This is a genomic window from Paraburkholderia sp. J7 (genome assembly GCF_905220155.1).
Taxonomy (GTDB): domain Bacteria; phylum Pseudomonadota; class Gammaproteobacteria; order Burkholderiales; family Burkholderiaceae; genus Paraburkholderia.
The window spans coordinates 138689-155464 of sequence record NZ_CAJMYZ010000023.1 but is presented as its reverse complement, the minus strand read 5'-3'; the positions used below and the strand labels follow the sequence as shown (position 1 = coordinate 155464).

Here is a 16776-nt window from a genome sequence, read left to right as displayed (position 1 = left end):
CGAACAACTGAGCGAACCACCTCGCCGCCGCGAGCGCATCTGCCACCGCGGCGCGCAGCCGGTTCACCTCGTTGTTTCGTATCGGTTTTTTTGAACGCTCAACGCGTTTTCCCCGCAGATGTCCACAGGACCTGTGGACAAGCGCGCGGACAACCCCCTGTGGATCACCATGTCAACGAAGAAGTCCAACGCTGGAAACACTGGCTATAGCGAAGCGTCGATCAAGGTGCTCAAGGGCCTCGAGCCCGTCCGGCAGCGGCCGGGCATGTATACGCGCACCGAGAATCCGCTGCACATCGTCCAGGAAGTCATCGACAACGCCTCGGACGAAGCGCTCGGCGGCTACGGCCGTCGCATCACCGTCACGCTGCACGCCGACCATTCCGTCTCCGTCGAAGACGACGGCCGCGGCATTCCGTTCGGCCTGCACCCCGAAGAGAAGGTGCCCGTCGTCGAGATCGTCTTCACGCGACTGCACGCGGGCGGCAAGTTCGACAAGGCCGCTGGCGGCGCCTATACGTTTTCGGGCGGCCTGCACGGCGTGGGCGTCTCGGTCACCAATGCGCTTTCCACGCGCCTCGACGTGACCGTCTGGCGCGACGGCAAGGTCGCCGAAATCGGCTTCTCGGACGGCAACGTCACGCGGCCGCTCACCACGCGCAACGCCGCGCGCGACGAGAAGAAAACCGGCACGCGCGTGACCGCATGGGCCGATCCCAAGTATTTCGATTCGCCGAATCTGCCGCTCGGCGAGCTGCAGCGTCTGTTGCGCTCGAAGGCCGTGCTGCTGCCGGGCGTCGAAGTCGAACTCATCGTCGAGAAGACCGGTGAGCGCCAAAGCTGGAAGTACGAAGACGGCCTGCGCGGCTACCTGCTCGAAGGCATGGGCGGCGCCGACCTGCTGATCCCGCTGTTCGAAGGCGAGCGCTACGCCGACGCGCGCACCACCGACGACACCTTCGCCGAAGGCGAGGGCGCCGCGTGGGTCGTGGCGTGGAGCGAGGAAGGTTCGCTCACGCGCGAGTCGTACGTGAACCTGATTCCGACGCCCGCGGGCGGCACGCATGAAAGCGGCCTGCGCGATGGTCTCTTCCAGGCCGTGAAGAGCTTTGTGGAATTGCACAATCTTCAGCCCAAAGGCGTGAAGCTCCTGCCCGAAGACGTCTTTGCGCGCGTCTCGTTCGTGCTCTCGGCCAAGGTGCTCGACCCGCAGTTCCAGGGGCAGATCAAGGAGCGCCTGAACAGCCGCGACGCCGTGAAGCTCGTGTCGTCGTTCTCGCGTCCCGCTTTGGAGCTTTGGCTCAACCAGCACGTCGAGCACGGCAAGAAACTCGCCGATCTCGTCATCAAGCAGGCGCAGGCGCGCACGCGCGCGGGCCAGAAGGTCGAAAAGCGCAAGAGCTCGGGCGTGGCCGTGCTGCCGGGCAAGCTCACCGACTGCGAATCGACCGACATCGCGCGCAACGAACTCTTCCTCGTCGAGGGCGATTCCGCTGGCGGCTCCGCGAAGATGGGGCGCGACAAGGAATACCAGGCCATCCTGCCGCTGCGCGGCAAGGTGCTCAACACGTGGGAGACCGAGCGCGACCGGCTCTTTGCGAACAACGAAGTGCACGATATTTCGGTGGCGATCGGCGTCGATCCGCACAGCCCCGACGAGACCGTCGATCTGTCGAACCTGCGCTACGGCAAGATCTGCATTCTTTCCGATGCCGACGTCGACGGCTCGCACATCCAGGTGCTGCTGCTCACGCTCTTCTTCAAGCATTTCCCGCAGCTGATCGAGCGCGGCCACGTGTGCGTGGCGCGCCCGCCGCTGTTCCGCGTCGATGCGCCCGCGCGTGGCAAGAAGCCCGCGCAGAAGCTCTATGCGCTCGACGAAGGCGAACTCGAGGCGATCCTCGACAAGCTGCGCAAGGACGGCGTGCGCGAAACGCAATGGACCATCAGCCGCTTCAAGGGTCTCGGCGAAATGAGCGCCGAGCAGCTCTGGGACACGACGATGAACCCCGACACGCGGCGCCTGTCGCCCATCGCGCTCGGCGACCTCGACTACGAGGCTACCGTTGCGCGCATGACGATGCTGATGGGCAAGGGCGAAGCCGCCTCGCGCCGCTCGTGGCTCGAAGAGAAGGGCAACGAAGTCGAAGCGGACATCTAAGCGGATAACTGAGCCGATAACCAGGCACACGTCTGAACGCGTACACGATTACGGATTGATTGAAACATGGACGATCTCTTTGCTGAAGTGACGGACGCCCCGAACGGCGACACGCTCACGCTCGGCCACTACGCGGAACGCGCCTATCTCGACTACGCGGTGAGCGTGGTGAAGGGCCGCGCGCTGCCCGACGTCTGCGACGGCCAGAAGCCGGTGCAGCGGCGCATTCTCTTCGCGATGAACGAAATGGGCCTCGGCGACAACGCCAAGCCCGTGAAGTCGGCGCGCGTGGTGGGCGACGTGCTCGGTAAGTACCATCCGCACGGCGACCAGTCGGCCTACGACGCGCTCGTGCGTCTGGCCCAGGACTTCTCGATGCGCTATCCGCTCATCGACGGCCAGGGCAATTTCGGCTCGCGCGACGGCGACGGCGCGGCGGCCATGCGATACACCGAAGCGCGCCTCACGCCCATCGCCAAGCTGCTGCTCGACGAGATCGACATGGGCACCGTCGATTTCATGCCGAACTACGACGGCTCGTTCCAGGAGCCGAAGACGCTGCCTGCGCGCCTGCCCATGGTGCTGCTGAACGGCGCGTCGGGTATCGCGGTGGGTCTCGCCACTGAAATTCCCTCGCATAACCTGCGCGAAGTCGCGTCGGCCGCGGTGGCGATGATCCGGAATCCGAAGCTCTCGCATGCGGAGATCATGGAGAAGGTGCCCGGGCCCGATTTCCCGGGCGGCGGCCAGATCATTTCGAGCGACGCCGAAATCGCGGCGGCCTATGAGTCGGGGCGCGGCAGCCTCAAGGTGCGCGCGCGCTGGAAGATCGAGGAGCTTGCGCGCGGCCAGTGGCAACTGGTCGTGACCGAGTTGCCGCCGAATACCTCGGGCCAGAAGGTGCTCGAAGAGATCGAGGAGCTGACGAACCCGAAGCTCAAGCTCGGCAAGAAGACGCTCACGCCCGAGCAGTTGCAGAGCAAGCAGACCATGCTCGCGCTGCTCGACGCCGTGCGCGACGAGTCGGGCAAGGACGCGCCCGTGCGCCTCGTGTTCGAGCCGAAGACGAGCAAGATCGACCAGTCGGAGTTCGTCAACTCGCTGCTCGCCAACACGAGCCTCGAATCGAACGCGTCGCTGAACCTCGTGATGATCGGCGCCGATGGCCGTCCGCGCCAGAAGGGCATCAGCGAGATTCTGGGCGAGTGGATCGGTTTCCGCTTCGCGACGGTCACGCGCCGCACGCAGCATCGCCTGACGAAGGTCGACGACCGCATCCACATCCTCGAAGGGCGGATGATCGTCTTCCTCAATATCGACGAAGTCATCCGTATCATCCGTGAGTCGGACGAGCCCAAGAGCGCGCTGATGAACGCGTTCGGGCTGTCCGAGCGCCAGGCCGAGGACATTCTTGAAATCCGTCTGCGTCAGTTGGCGCGGCTCGAGAAGATCAAGATCGAGAAGGAGCTCGCGGAACTGCGCGAAGAGAAGGCGAAGCTCGAAGAGCTGCTCGCGAACGACGCGTCGATGAAGCGGCTCATCGTGAAGGAAATCGAAGCCGACGCAAAGCAGTACGGTGACGATCGCCGCACGCTGATCCAGCAGGAAAAGCGCGCGAGCTTCGAGCAGCGCGTGGTGGACGAGCCGGTAACGGTCGTCGTCTCGCAGAAGGGCTGGGTGCGCGCGCTCAAGGGCCACGGGCTCGATACGCAAGGCTTCACGTTCAAGGCCGGCGACGGTCTCTATGCGGCGTTCCAGTGCCGCACGCCCGACACGCTCATCGCGTGGGGCAGCAACGGCCGCGTGTATTCGGTGTCGATTGCGAACCTGCCGGGCGGGCGCGGCGACGGCGTGCCGGTCACGTCGCTCATCGAACTCGAAGCGGGCACGCATTTGCTGCATTACTTCGCGGCGAATGCGGAACAGCCCTTGCTGCTGGCGTCGAGCAACGGCTTCGGCTTCATCGCGAAGATCGGCGACATGGTGAGCCGCGTGAAGGCGGGCAAGGCGTTCATGACGATCGACGAGGGCTGCGCGCCGCTCGCGCCGATGCCGATGCTGCCCGGCGCGCTGCAGGTGGCGTGCCTTTCGTCGGGCGGCCGTTTGCTGGTGTTCGGCGTCGACGAGATGAAGACGCTTTCTGGCGGCGGCCGCGGCGTCACGCTCATGCAGCTCGACGACAAGGAGAAGCTCGTGCAGGCGCTCGCGATCAGCGCGGCGGGCGTCGTGCTCGTGGGCACGGGCCGCGGCGGCAAGGCGGGCGAGGACCTGATGGCGGGCGCGGTGCTGGCTCCGCAGATCGGCAAGCGCGCACGCAAGGGCCGCGCGCCGGACTCGAAGCTCAAGGTGATTACGGAGATGCGTCCGGTGTTGCCGCAGTAAAAGTGCAGCAGTAAGCGCGCTTTGCGTGGGACCGGAGTAAGTGCTGAAGCACTAACTCCGGTCGACACATATCCGGCGCAAACGTCAGCGCGGCATGGAATAATGCCGCGCACAACGGCTCGCGCCGCATAATTACACGTTACGAGGGAATTCAAGCATGGGCCACGCGATCGCAGTCGCGCTCTTTCTGCATCTGCTGGGCGTCGCCGTCTGGGTAGGCGGCATGATCTTCGCGCACTTCTGTCTGCGCCCGGCGCTCGAGGACCTCTCGCCGCAACTGCGCCTGCCGCTCATCGAGTCGGTGTTCGGCCGCTTCTTCAACTGGGTGGGCGTCTCGGTCATCGTGATCCTGCTCTCCGGCGGCTTCCTGCTCATGCAGCTCGGCGGCGAGCACGCCACCTGGCAACTGCATGCCATGGCGGGCATCGGCGTGCTGATGATGCTGATCTTCGGCCACATCCGCTTCGCCGTGTTTCCGCGCATTCGCCGCGCCGTGCAGGCGCAGAAGTGGCCCGACGGCGCACGCGCCGTGGGCACCGTGCGGCGGCTTGTCGTCATCAATCTCGTGCTCGGCATCGTGACCATCGGCGTTGCGGTGCTCGCGCGCGGGTTCTGATCCGCGCTTCATTTCCGCGTCTCTTTCCGTTTCTCCCGCAACGTTCGCGGTCCGCGCCTGAGGCTCTACAGGCGCTCCGCGAGCGCGTGGCGCTGCATGCAGCGTTCCATCGCATCGAAGAACGCTTCTTCGGCCGCATTGCGCTTGCGCTCGCGATGCCACAGCAAGTGGATGTCGACATCCACGAGCCCTTCCTCCGGCGGCAGCCGCCACAGGCGCTGCCGCGCCAGATCGTCGCGCACCGTATGCTCGGGCAGGCAGCCAATGCCGTAGCCCGCGAAGATCAGCCGCCGCACTTCATCGAGACTCGGTGACGACGCCACGATGCGCCCCGTGAAGCCGCGCTGATCGCGAAACACCGTCAGCGGCGAGAGGCTGTCGCCGATCTGGTCGCTCGTGAATGAGACGAAGTTCTCCGCGAGCAGATCGTCCATCGTCAGTTGCGAAAGCCCGAAGAGCCGGTGATGCCGCCCGCAGAACATCGCATAGCGCTGACGCAGGAAGCAGCGCATGTCCAGCTTGTCGATGGGCGTGCGGCACAGGCTCAAGCCCGCGGTCGCGGTTTTCTGCAGCAGCGACGAGATGATGTCCGACGAGCGCATGACTTCGATCTGCAGGTCGACGCGCGGGTAGGCCGTGTGGAATTCCGCGAGAAATTCGTCGTACACGCGCGACTCGATGCGGCTCACCGTGAGCAGGCGGATCGAGCCGGTGATGTCGGCGGTGCGCTCGTCGAGCCCGGTTTCGAGCTGGGAAATCGTGCCGTAGATGTCGCTCGCGATGCGATAGACCTCTTCGCCCGCTTCGGTCGGCACGAACTGCGCGCCGCGCCGCTCGATGAGCTTGCGCCCGAGCGCGTCTTCGAGGCGCTTGAGCGCCTGGCTCACGGCCGGCTGCGTGACGTACAGGCGCGCGGCCGCGCGGCTCAGGCTGCGCTCCTGCATGATCGCGAGATAGGTGCGCAGCAGGTTCCAGTCGAGACGGTCGTTGAGAAAGCGGGTGGTATCGGCGCGCATGGGTGGTCTCCCGGCGCGGTGGCGCGCCAAGGGTATTAGCTAAATTTATGCGCTAAATAATAACGCGAAATTTGACTAATGATTTGTGGCTGGCGATAAAGCATGCCTGCAACGCAAATTCATCCCAAACGCGCCAGAAGGAGACCGACGCATGGCCAACCCCCAACCCGGCACCCGTCAGCCGGTGCGCGCCGCCGCTGCGGCGTTCATCGGCACGATGATCGAGTGGTACGACTTCTACATCTACGCCACGGCCGCCGCGCTCGTGTTCGGCGAGCTGTATTTCCCTTCCGAAGACCGCTTCGTGAGCACGATGGCGTCGTTCGCGACCTTCGCCGTCGGCTTTTTCGCGCGCCCGCTCGGCGGCCTGATCTTCGGCCACCTGGGCGACCGCATCGGCCGCAAGAAGGCGCTCATGACCACGCTCATGATGATGGGCGTCGCCACTGTGTGCGTCGGCCTGCTGCCTTCGTACGCGAGCGTAGGTATGCTCGCGCCCGTGCTGCTCGTGCTGCTGCGCGTGGTGCAGGGCATTGCCGTGGGCGGTGAGTGGGGCGGTGCCGTGCTGATGGCGGGCGAGCATGCGCCCGAAGGCCGCCGCACGTTCTTCGCCTCGTTTGCGCAACTGGGTTCGCCCGCGGGGCTGATTCTCTCGCTGCTGGCGTTCCGCTCGGTCACCTCGCTCGACAAGGCCGACTTTCTTTCGTGGGGCTGGCGTCTGCCGTTTCTCGTTTCGGCGGTGCTGCTCGTGGTCGGCATCATGATCCGGCTCGGCGTGAACGAGTCGCCCGAGTTCGAGAAGCTCAAGGATCAGCGCCGCACGCTCAAGCTGCCCGTCGCCGAAGTGTTCCGCTCGGCGTGGGGCCTCGTGCTGCTGTGCATCGGCGCGAATACCATCGGCATCGCGGGCGTGTACTTCACCAACACGTTCATGATCGCGTACACCACGCAGTACGTCGGCATCACGCGCTCGCTCATTCTCGATTGCCTGTTCGCGGTCGCGATCATCCAGTTCCTGGTGCAGCCGCTCGCCGCCTGGCTCGCGGAACGCATGGGCGGGGCGCGTTTCCTCAAGTGCGCCGCCATCGCCGCGATGTTCTCGCCGTATCCGATGTTCGTACTCGTGCAAAGCGGCAAGGTCGTGCCGATGGTGATCGGCATCGCAATCGCCGTGGTCTGCATGGCGAGTTTCTATTCGGTGATCGCGGGCTTCGTTTCGGGTGTGTTCGCAACGCGCGTGCGCTACTCCGCGATCTCGCTCTCTTACCAGGTGTGCGGCGCGATCGCGGGCGGCCTCACGCCGCTCGTCGGCACGTGGCTCGCGCATCGCTATGTGGGGCAGTGGTGGCCGCTCGCCCTGTTCTATACGTGCCTCGCGGGCGTCTCGCTGCTGTGCATCGTCGCGCTCGACGCGCGCCGCCACGAGCACGCGCATAACGAGGCGGCCGCCGAAGCGCTGAGTGCGCGCTGATGCTGCGCAGGTGTACTGATTAGTTCGACTGAAATGGATGGACCGATGAAAGACCTTTTGCAGATCGACGGCCCGCGCCTGTGGGCGAGCCTCATGGAGATGGCGCGCATTGGCGCGACGGCGGGCGGCGGCGTGCGCCGTCTCGCGCTCACGGAAGAAGACCGGCGCGGACGCGACCTGTTCGCGCGCTGGTGCCGCGAGGCGGGCATGACGGTGTGGACCGACGAAGTGGGGAACCTGTTCGCGCGCCGCGAGGGCGATGACGCGCAGGCCGCGCCCGTGCTGATAGGCAGCCACCTCGACACGCAACCCGAAGGCGGCCGCTTCGACGGGGTGTACGGCGTGCTCGCCGCGCTCGAAGTCGTGCGCGCGCTCAACGACGCGGGCGCGCGTACCGTCAAGCCCATCGAGATTTGCTCGTGGACCAACGAGGAGGGCGCGCGCTTCACGCCGGCGATGCTGGGCTCCGCGGTGTTCGCGGGCGCGATGACGCTGGCGGACGCCCTGGCGCGCACGGACGCCGACGGCGTAACGCTCGGCGCCGCGCTCGACGCATGCGGCGCGCGCGGCACGCGAGCCGTGCAAGGCGTGGCCGTCGACGCCTACTTCGAAGCGCATATCGAGCAGGGCCCGATTCTGGAGGCGAACGGCACGACCATCGGCGTCGTGACGGGCGGCCAGGCGATCCGCTGGTTCGACGTGAACGTGACGGGCGTGGCCGCGCACGCGGGCACGACGCCGATGCGCTATCGCAAGGACGCGTGGTTCGGCGCGGCGCAAATGTCGCTCGACATCGAGCGCGTGATGGCGCGCTACGCGCCGCTTGGTCTCGTGACGATCGGTCAGGCGCAGATCGCGAATTCGTCGCGCAACACGATCGCGGCGAATCTGACCTTCACGGTCGATCTGCGCCATCCCGACGATGCGCAGATCGACGCGATGGAGCGCGACTTGCGCGCGCTATGCGAGCAGGTGGCCACGGCGCGCGGCCTTCGCGTGCAGATCGCGCATTGCTGGACGAGCCCGGCGACGCCGTTCGACGCGCAGTGCGTCGCACTGGTGGCCGAAGCGACAGAGCGCTTCGGCTATCCGCACGAGCGTATCGTGAGCGGTGCGGGCCACGACGCGATCCACCTCGCGCGTTACTGCCCGACCGCGATGGTGTTCATCCCCTGCGTAGGCGGCTTGTCGCACAACGAAGCCGAAGACGCCCTGCCGGAAGACGTCACGGCTGGCGCGAACGTGCTGCTCAACGCCGTTGCGGCGCGTGCGGGCGTGCGCGTCGCTGTCGCCGCCACCGCGTGAAACAAATAGAAGGAGAACTGAACATGAAAACCTGGTTCCACCCCGATCAGCTGCTGCACGGTCCGCGCGCCTATTTTTCGCGCGGCCAGCTGCGTGAGCCGCAGGAAGTGCCGCAGCGCGCCGAGCATCTCGTTGCCGCGGCGCGCTCGCTCGGCTTCGACGTAGCGGCGCCCGCCGACTTCGGCACGGCGCCCATCGCCGCCGTGCACGACATGAACTATCTGCGCTTTCTCGAAGAAGCGCACACCGAATGGAAGCGCGTGCCCGAAGACTGGGGCGAAGAAGTGATGTCGAACATCTACGTGCGCGAGCCGAATCCGCTGCGCGGCGTACTCGCGCAGGCGGCGCGCTATCTCGCGGACGGTAGTTGCCCCGTGGGGGCGAACACGTGGCGCGCGGCCTACTGGTCGGCGCAAAGCGCGTTGGCGGCAGCGGCGTGCGTGAACGAAGGCGCGCGCGAGTCGTATGCGTTGTCGCGTCCGCCCGGCCATCATGCCCGCGCGGACGCGGCGGGTGGCTTCTGCTATCTGAACAATGCGGCTATCGCTGCGCAGTCGCTGCGCAGCCGCTTCAAGCGCGTGGCGATCCTCGACACCGACATGCACCACGGCCAGGGCGTGCAGGAAATCTTCTATGGCCGCAGCGACGTGCTCTACATCTCGATCCATGGCGACCCGACCAACTTCTATCCGGTGGTCGCGGGCTACGAGGACGAGCGCGGCCATGGCGCGGGCGAGGGCTACAACGTCAATCTGCCGATGCCGCACGGCGCATCCGAGGCGGTGTTCTTCGAGCGCGTGGAGTCGGCGCTGCGCGTGCTCAAGCGCTTCGAGCCGGACGCGCTCGTGCTTGCGCTCGGCTTCGACATCTACAAGGACGATCCGCAATCGAAGGTTGCCGTGAGCACCGAAGGCTTCGGGCGGCTCGGCACGGCGATCGGCGCGCTCGGCCTGCCTTCGGTCATCGTGCAGGAAGGCGGCTACCACCTCGAAAGCCTCGAAGACAACGCGCGCGCGTTCTTTGGCGGCTTGATGGGAGCACGCTGATCAGCGCGTGATGCCGCGTTTCAGGCCCAAAGCAGCCACGCCCCGCACGCGAGCCCGACCGTCGCGTAGACCGCGTAAGCGGGGAGCTTGAGCTTGCCAAAGCACATCGCCGAGAACACGGCCGTCAGCAGATACGACGGATGCGGCGGCACGTGCCGCGCGATATGCCAGACGGCGATGGCGAGAAACGCGGTAGTCGCCGCGCGCAGCACGCGCATGGCGTGCTCGAAGCGCGGGTTCGCCTTCATGCGATGCAGGTGCCGCCGCGCGAGCACGACGAGGCAGCCCGAAGGCACGAAGAGCGCGAGCGTGGCGACGAGCGCGCCGACCCAGCCATCCACGAGATAGCCGAAGAAGGGCACCACGTTCAAGAGCGGCCCCGGCGAAAGCGGCGAGAGCGTGAACGCCAGCGTGAAGTCGTCGTTGGTGATGCCCACCGCTGGCGTGACGAACAGCGTTTTCAATACGGGCAGCGCGGAGAAGCCGCCGCCGAACAACGTCATGCCCGCGCCCGCGAGACGCGGCCAGAGCAGCGCTGCGTCGAGCGGGTGTGGCAGCGGCAGCGCGAACACGACGATCAGCGCCGCAAGCGCGGCGAGCAACTGCACGTCGCGCCGCGTCACGCGCAATTCGAGCCGCTGCGAAGGCACGGGGCTCGCGAGCCAGCCCGCGGCAAACGCAACAAGCAGAATCGCCACGTAGGCCGCGGCGCTTGCGGCGAGCGCGAGCGTCGCACAAGCCGCGAGCGCCACGCCCCATTCGAGCGGGCCGCGTACGAGCGCGCGGGTTTGACGGTACCAGGTTACGCCAATCAGCATGGCGAGCACGACGCTGAAATGGTCGAGCAGCGTGCGTGAGGCAATCGAGTGCACGAGCGGCGTGCGGTAGAAGATGGCGAACGCCGTCATCAGCGCGAAGAACGGCAGCACGCTGGCCACGCCCGCGATCCAGGCACCCGCGCGCCCGCGCAGCGCGTGGCCGAGTTGCACCGCGACGTTGCAGCCCACCGGCCCCGGCACCATCCAGGCGAGCGCCACCAGATCCGAGAACGCGGTTTGCGTGAGCCGCGCTTCGCGCTCCACGTAGTGCTGCTCCAGTTGCGCCATCAGCGCGAGGCCGCCCCACGAGACCGCGGAAACGGTCAGTACAACGCGAAAGAGCGTCAGGAGCGGTTCGTCGTTGTCGCGGAATGTGCCTGTACCAGGGGCCGCGATCGCTTCGTCGGTGCGAGTTTGCATGGCTGCATCATGCGTGCGAGGGGGCGTGGACGTCTGTGCGCGAAAGCACGCGGCTCGCGGAAGTCACCAGAAAGTGCGCAGAAAATGGGCCCAACCTGCGCAATGACAAACGTCAGCGCGATTGCGGTGCGTCGCTCAGGCGCTCGTTGCGGTGATCTTCGCGAGCGGCTTGTGCGCCAGGCTGCGTTGCGCTGCACACGCCGAAGCGCTCGATCAGCGCGGCCACGCCTTCAACCGGCACGGGGCGCGAGAACAGGAAGCCCTGCGCCTCGATGGGCCCGAGCGCGGAGAGCCATGCGATCTGCTCTTCGGTTTCGGTGCCCTCTACGACCACCGTGAGCCCGAGCGAGCGCGCAAGGTTGACGATCGCGGATACCATCACGCACACGCTGCGGTCCGCAGGAATGGCTTGCACGAATGAGCGGTCGACCTTCAGCGTGTCGACAGCGAAGCGGTTCAGGTAGGAGAGCGACGAATATCCGGTGCCGAAGTCGTCGAGCGCGACGCGCACGCCAAGACGCTTCAACGCGAAGATCTTCTCCGACACCAACTCCGGGTACTCCATCATCGCGGTTTCGGTGATCTCGAGTTCGAGCCGGTGCGCGGCGATGCCGGTTTCTTCGATGGCGTGCGCCACGGTCTCGTAGAGGTCGCCTCGCCAGAATTGCACTGCCGAAATGTTGATGGCGAGCGTGAGCGACTCATAGCCTTGCTGCTGCCACTGAGCGAGCTGGGCGCAGGCGGTGCGGATCACGAAATCGCCCACAGGCACGATGAGGCCCGTGGATTCGGCCACCGGAATGAATTCGCCCGCGGGAATGAGCCCGTATTGCGGATGGTTCCAGCGCACGAGCGCCTCGAAGCCCGTGATGCAGCGCCGGCGCAAATCGATCTTCGGCTGGTAGGCGAGAAAGAGCTGGTCCTCGGCGAGCGCAACGCGCAACTGCTGCTCCCACTTCATCAGGTGGTCGGCGCGGTGCGCGAGCTGCGGCGAGTAGAAGCGGAAACAGTTGCGTCCGGCCTCCTTCGCGGCGTACATCGCAAGGTCGGCCTTCTTGAGCAGATCGATTTCGCTCTCGTGCGCGACGGCGAAGAGCGCGATGCCGGTGCTCGCATGCAGCACGAACGCGCTGCCGCGCACGTCGAACGGATGCGTGAACGCGGCATTGGTCGCTTCGGCGAGCGCAATGGCGCGCTTTTCGATGTCGTCGCCCTTCACGATCACCACGAACTCGTCGCCGCCGATGCGCGCGAGCGTGCCCGCGCCGCCCACGGCGTCGGCAAGGCGCGCGGCGCTCATTTGCAGCACGATGTCGCCGGCGTTGTGGCCGAGCGTGTCGTTGACGGTCTTGAAGTTGTCGAGGTCGATGAAGAGAATGGCGAGGCGCCCGAGGTTGCCCGGCTGCGAGACTTCGTGACGCAGACGTTGCAGCGTGGCGTAGCGGTTGGGCAGGCCCGTGAGCAGGTCGTACTGCACGAGTTGCGACATCTCGCGCTCGCGCCCGAGCAGCTTGCCGATCAACCCCGTGGCCACGGCGAAGAACGACAGCATGGCGAGCGAGATGAACGTCGCCATCATCAGGTAGACGTCGCGCGTGTGGTTGTAGTCGGCGAACTCCTCGGCTTGCGAGAGACCGACCAGCACGGCGAGCGGATAGCCGTCGATATGGCGGTACGAGACGATGCGCGTGACGTGATCGATCGGGTCGACATAGGTGCCCGATACGTGCTCCGAGATCGGATACACGCCGCTCGCCGAGAACGTGCCGTTCGCACGTTCGGCGCTGCCAGTGCGGCGCGCGAGCACGGCGCCGCTGTCCGAGATCACGGCGATCACGCCGTCACGGCCGATCGCCGCGTTGTTGTAGAAGTCGCTCGTGAAATAGCTCGGGTCTTCCGACACGACCACGACGCCCGCGAACGAGCCGTCCGGGTGATTGAGGCGGCGCGTCATCTGCAGGGTCCAGTGGCCGGACACGCGGCCGAGCACCGGCTTGCTGATAAAGAGCTGATCGTCGTTCTCGTGCTCGTGCACCCTGAAGTGCTCGCGGTCCGAGAGATCGATGGGCTTGGGGTTCGGGTCGGCCGTGTTGGCAACGAGTTTGCCGTGCTCGTCGATGATCGACACCTGCACGAGCGAGTCGCTCTGCACCACACCCTTCTCGACCGTGCTCGCGAGATCGAAGCGGCCCGGCGACTTCTCGAACTCGTACTTCACGAAGCGCGTGATCTGGTCGACCTGGTGGATCGCCTTGACGGTGTGCTGTTCGAGCGCCGCCGAGAGGATGGCCGCCGAGGCCGTGGCCTCGCGCAGGGTCGCTTCCTTCTCGACCGAGAGGCGCGTGAAGATCACCGCCCACAGCAGCAAGAGCACCAGCACGCCGAGTAACGGTATGGCGAGCAGCGCGCGCGGGCGCGTGTACGCTGGGCCGGGCGCGTTGCGCAGGCTCGAATCGCGCGAGAACGGACCCCGCGTGGTGCTCATTGCAGCCGCCGTAGGCGCGTGAGTTCGCACCGCGGTTGCGGTGGCCAGAACGGCAACGATGCGCTCAGTTGAGTCGGCGGCATGAATAACGGGTGGCTGGGGAATACGCGCATTGCGCGCGAGCAATGAACGCCGGACGCGTCATGCGTCCGATGTTTCGATATTACTGGTTGGGGAATGATTAAGGAAGCTGTGGTCCCCCGGGTATACGCGAGGGTTACCTCAACACGCGCGCGATGCCCATGTGCGGTGCATAGATGCGCAGCGGCGCATGGCGGAGCATGCACCATGCATGAGAACGGCGCTGCCGCCGCTTAGCCGAGCTGGCAGGTTCCGTCGACGACGGTGAGTGAATGACCGCCAATCCAGATCTTGTTCGCCGCATCGTCATAGTCGACGTGCACGCGCCCGTCGCGCCCGAGCGCCGTGCCCTGGCGCACCGTATAGCGAGCGCCCTGACGCCGGTTCTGCTGTTCGAGCAACATGGCGATGGCGGCGTTCGCGCTGCCGGTCACGGGGTCTTCGCCCTTGCCGAGGCCCGTCATCAGGCAGCGCACTTCGAAAGTGGCGGGGCCATCGGCCTCATGCGGGCCATAGGCGGCCACGCCGTGCGCGCCCACGCTCGCGGCCACGGCCTCGATCGCCACGTAGTCCACGTCGAGTGCGAGCACCGCTTGCGCCGACGCGAGACGCACGACAAGCCACGGCGCGCCGTTATCGACGCCGCACGGCGTCGCCGTGAAGTCGATGGCTTCCGAGCGTAACGCAGTGCGCAACGCATCGAACTGTGCGGCGGCGAGCGGTGTGATCCGCGCGGCCGGCGCGGCGAAGGCCCATGCACCGTTCTCGCCGGCGGCCAGGTCGATAAGACCGGCGCCGCATTCCTGCACGAGGCGGCCCGGCGTTTTCGGCGTGCGGCCGCTCTCGAGGAACGCATGTGCCGTGCCGAGCGTCGGGTGGCCCGCGAAAGGCAGCTCGCCCTTGGTCGTGAAGATGCGCACGCGGTAGTCGGCGCGCGCATCGGTCGGGGCGAGCAGGAAGCTGGTTTCCGAGAGATTCGTCCAGCGCGCGATGGCCTGCATCTCGTCACTGCTCAAGCCATCGGCGTCGAACACCACGGCGAGCGGGTTGCCTTTGAAGGGTACCGACGTGAAGACGTCGACCTGTTTGAAGCGGACGCTGTGCTGGGTCATGGCGGGGCGATCGTGGAGGGGGAGGGACGGCGCGAAAAGATGCGCCCGATTGCGCGAACGCGCAACAGAAAACTGCGTGAAAGTGCGCGGACCTTGATGCAGGCCCGCGCACGTTACCAAAGCTTGTTTACTCGACTTCGGCGATCAGCTCGATCTCGACGCACGCGCCAAGCGGAATCTGCGCGACGCCGAACGCCGAACGTGCATGCTTGCCCTTCTCGCCGAATACGTCGGCGATCAGCTCCGAAGCGCCATTCGTGACGATGTGCTGCTCGGTGAACGTGAGCGTCGAGTTCACGAGGCTCATGAGCTTGACCACGCGCTTGACCTTGTTGAGGTCGCCCGTGTGGGCATGCAGCGTGGCGATCAGGTCGATCGCGATCGAGCGTGCGGCGGCCTTGCCTTCTTCGGTCGTGAGCGACTCGCCGAGCTTGCCGGCCCACACCTTGCCGTCCTTCTTCGCGATGTGACCCGACAGGTACACCGTGTTGCCGCTCTGGGCGCTCATCACGTAGGCCGCAGCGGGCGCGCCTGCCTCGGGCAGGGTGATGCCGAGTTGTTCGAGACGGTCGTAGATGTTGATGTCAGCCATGATCAGGATTCCTCGTTCGGGTATTGAGTCGGAAAAAACCTGCCGTGCCTATCAGGCGTGCGAGGCGTGCGCGCGGATCAGGGCCGCGAGCTTCGCGACGCCTTCTTCGATCTTCGCGGGCGGCACCGTGACGAACGACAGGCGCAGCTTGTTGTGTTGCGGCTCGTCGGCGAAGAACGGCGCGCCGGGCACGAAGGCCACGTTTTGCGCAACGGCTTCGGCCAGCAGCTTCATGCTGTCGATGTTCGAGGGCAGCGTCACCCAGATGAACATGCCGCCTTCGGGGCGGTTCCAGCTCACGCCTTCCGGCATGTTGCGCTTGAGCGAATCGAGCATCGCCTCGCACTGATTGCGATAGAGCGCGCGCACCTTCGGGATGTGCGTGTCGAGGAAGCCGTCCTTCACCACCTCGTAGACGATGCGCTGCGTGAAGGTCGGCGTGTGCAGGTCGGTGGCCTGCTTGGCCTGCACGAGCTTGAAGTGCAGATCTTCGGGCGCAATGATGTAGCCAAGGCGCAGGCCAGGCGCGAGGATCTTCGAGAACGAGCCGAGATGCACGACGTGCTCGGGCGCGAGCGAGTGCACCGTGGGCAGCGGCTCGCCCGCATAAAGCAGCGCGCCGTAGGGGTCGTCTTCGATCACGGGGAAGGGCGCGCGCTTCGCGAACTCCGCGAGCGCCTGGCGGCGCTCGAGCGGCAGGCGGCGGCCCGTGGGGTTCTGGAAGTTCGGGATCGCGTAGAGCAGGCGCGCGCCGGCCGTCAGTTCGGGCGTGAGGCCTTCGGGCACGAGGCCCTTTTCGTCGGTCGGGACCTGGACGTACTTCGGCTCGTAGAGCGAGAACGACTGCAGCGCGCCGAGGTAGGTGGGCGTTTCCACGAGCACGGGGCTATCGGTCGAAATCAGCACCTTGCCGAGCAGGTCGAGCGCCTGCTGCGAGCCCGTGGTGATCAGCACCTGCGAGGGGCGAACCTTCACGCCGCCCACCGAGTGGCGTGCGGCGATCCATTCACGCAGCGGCATATAGCCTTCGGTCGCGCTGTACTGGAGCGCGGCTGCGGGGTCGTCGCGCAGGATGCGGTCGGCGGCGGCGCGCATTTCCTCGGCCGGGAAGCTGGCCGGCGCGGGCAGGCCGCCTGCGAACGAAATGACTTCGGGACGCTCGGTGACCTTCAGGATTTCGCGAATCGCCGAGCTGGTCAGCTTGATTGCACGCTCGGACAGTTGCCACGCGGGCGCGGCCTTGAGATCGCTCTGGTCCATGGGGTCTCCTT

At 66.1% G+C, this 16776-nt stretch carries 12 protein-coding genes; 6 read left to right on the top strand and 6 right to left on the bottom strand.

What is annotated here, in order from left to right; all coding sequences use genetic code 11:
• Window positions 1-169: 169 nt before the first annotated feature.
• The 3 genes from U5A58_RS31685 to U5A58_RS31675 all read left to right on the top strand — a co-directional run bounded on the left by U5A58_RS31685 (window position 170) and on the right by U5A58_RS31675 (window position 5159).
• Window positions 170-2161 (top strand): DNA topoisomerase IV subunit B, encoded by a 1992-nt coding sequence (locus tag U5A58_RS31685; protein WP_321964359.1) that lies wholly within the window; start codon window positions 170-172, stop codon window positions 2159-2161.
• Between the two features lie 66 nt (window positions 2162-2227).
• Window positions 2228-4543 (top strand): DNA topoisomerase IV subunit A, encoded by a 2316-nt coding sequence (gene parC / locus U5A58_RS31680; RefSeq protein ID WP_321964358.1) that lies wholly within the window; start codon window positions 2228-2230, stop codon window positions 4541-4543.
• 157 nt (window positions 4544-4700) lie between these two features.
• Entirely contained in the window at window positions 4701-5159 is a 459-nt protein-coding gene (locus U5A58_RS31675) for a CopD family protein (RefSeq protein WP_321964357.1), read from the top strand.
• A 65-nt stretch (window positions 5160-5224) separates the two neighbouring features.
• Here U5A58_RS31675 and U5A58_RS31670 read toward each other — a convergent pair whose 3' ends face one another.
• Window positions 5225-6175 carry a LysR family transcriptional regulator gene (locus tag U5A58_RS31670; protein WP_321914752.1) on the bottom strand — a complete coding sequence of 317 codons (951 nt, stop codon included), beginning with the start codon at window positions 6173-6175 and terminating at the stop codon, window positions 5225-5227.
• A 151-nt stretch (window positions 6176-6326) separates the two neighbouring features.
• Here U5A58_RS31670 and U5A58_RS31665 point away from each other — a divergent pair, with 151 nt between their 5' ends.
• The 3 genes from U5A58_RS31665 to U5A58_RS31655 are packed head-to-tail and all read left to right on the top strand — an operon-like array spanning window position 6327 to window position 9997.
• Window positions 6327-7646 carry an MFS transporter gene (locus U5A58_RS31665; protein ID WP_321964356.1) on the top strand — a complete coding sequence of 440 codons (1320 nt, stop codon included), beginning with the start codon at window positions 6327-6329 and terminating at the stop codon, window positions 7644-7646.
• Between the two features lie 45 nt (window positions 7647-7691).
• Window positions 7692-8951, top strand: coding sequence for a Zn-dependent hydrolase (locus tag U5A58_RS31660; RefSeq protein ID WP_321964355.1), 1260 nt, complete (start codon window positions 7692-7694; stop codon window positions 8949-8951).
• A gap of 23 nt (window positions 8952-8974) precedes the next feature.
• Window positions 8975-9997, top strand: coding sequence for a histone deacetylase family protein (locus tag U5A58_RS31655; protein WP_321964354.1), 1023 nt, complete (start codon window positions 8975-8977; stop codon window positions 9995-9997).
• Between the two features lie 20 nt (window positions 9998-10017).
• On the opposite strand, the gene U5A58_RS31650 is transcribed toward U5A58_RS31655, so the two are convergent.
• The 5 genes from U5A58_RS31650 to U5A58_RS31630 all read right to left on the bottom strand — a co-directional run bounded on the left by U5A58_RS31650 (window position 10018) and on the right by U5A58_RS31630 (window position 16765).
• A complete protein-coding gene (locus U5A58_RS31650) occupies window positions 10018-11235 on the bottom strand; it encodes a chromate transporter (RefSeq protein WP_321964353.1) in 1218 nt (405 codons plus the stop codon).
• 112 nt (window positions 11236-11347) lie between these two features.
• The gene (locus tag U5A58_RS31645; protein ID WP_321964352.1) at window positions 11348-13720 is read right to left on the bottom strand and encodes an EAL domain-containing protein; all 2373 of its coding nucleotides are present in this window, start codon (window positions 13718-13720) and stop codon (window positions 11348-11350) included.
• Between the two features lie 314 nt (window positions 13721-14034).
• Window positions 14035-14913 (bottom strand): PhzF family phenazine biosynthesis protein, encoded by an 879-nt coding sequence (locus U5A58_RS31640; RefSeq protein WP_321964351.1) that lies wholly within the window; start codon window positions 14911-14913, stop codon window positions 14035-14037.
• 127 nt (window positions 14914-15040) lie between these two features.
• Entirely contained in the window at window positions 15041-15505 is a 465-nt protein-coding gene (locus U5A58_RS31635; RefSeq protein WP_321964350.1) for a RidA family protein, read from the bottom strand.
• A 51-nt stretch (window positions 15506-15556) separates the two neighbouring features.
• A complete protein-coding gene (locus U5A58_RS31630; RefSeq protein WP_321914744.1) occupies window positions 15557-16765 on the bottom strand; it encodes a PLP-dependent aminotransferase family protein in 1209 nt (402 codons plus the stop codon).
• Between the last annotated feature and the right edge of the window lie 11 nt (window positions 16766-16776).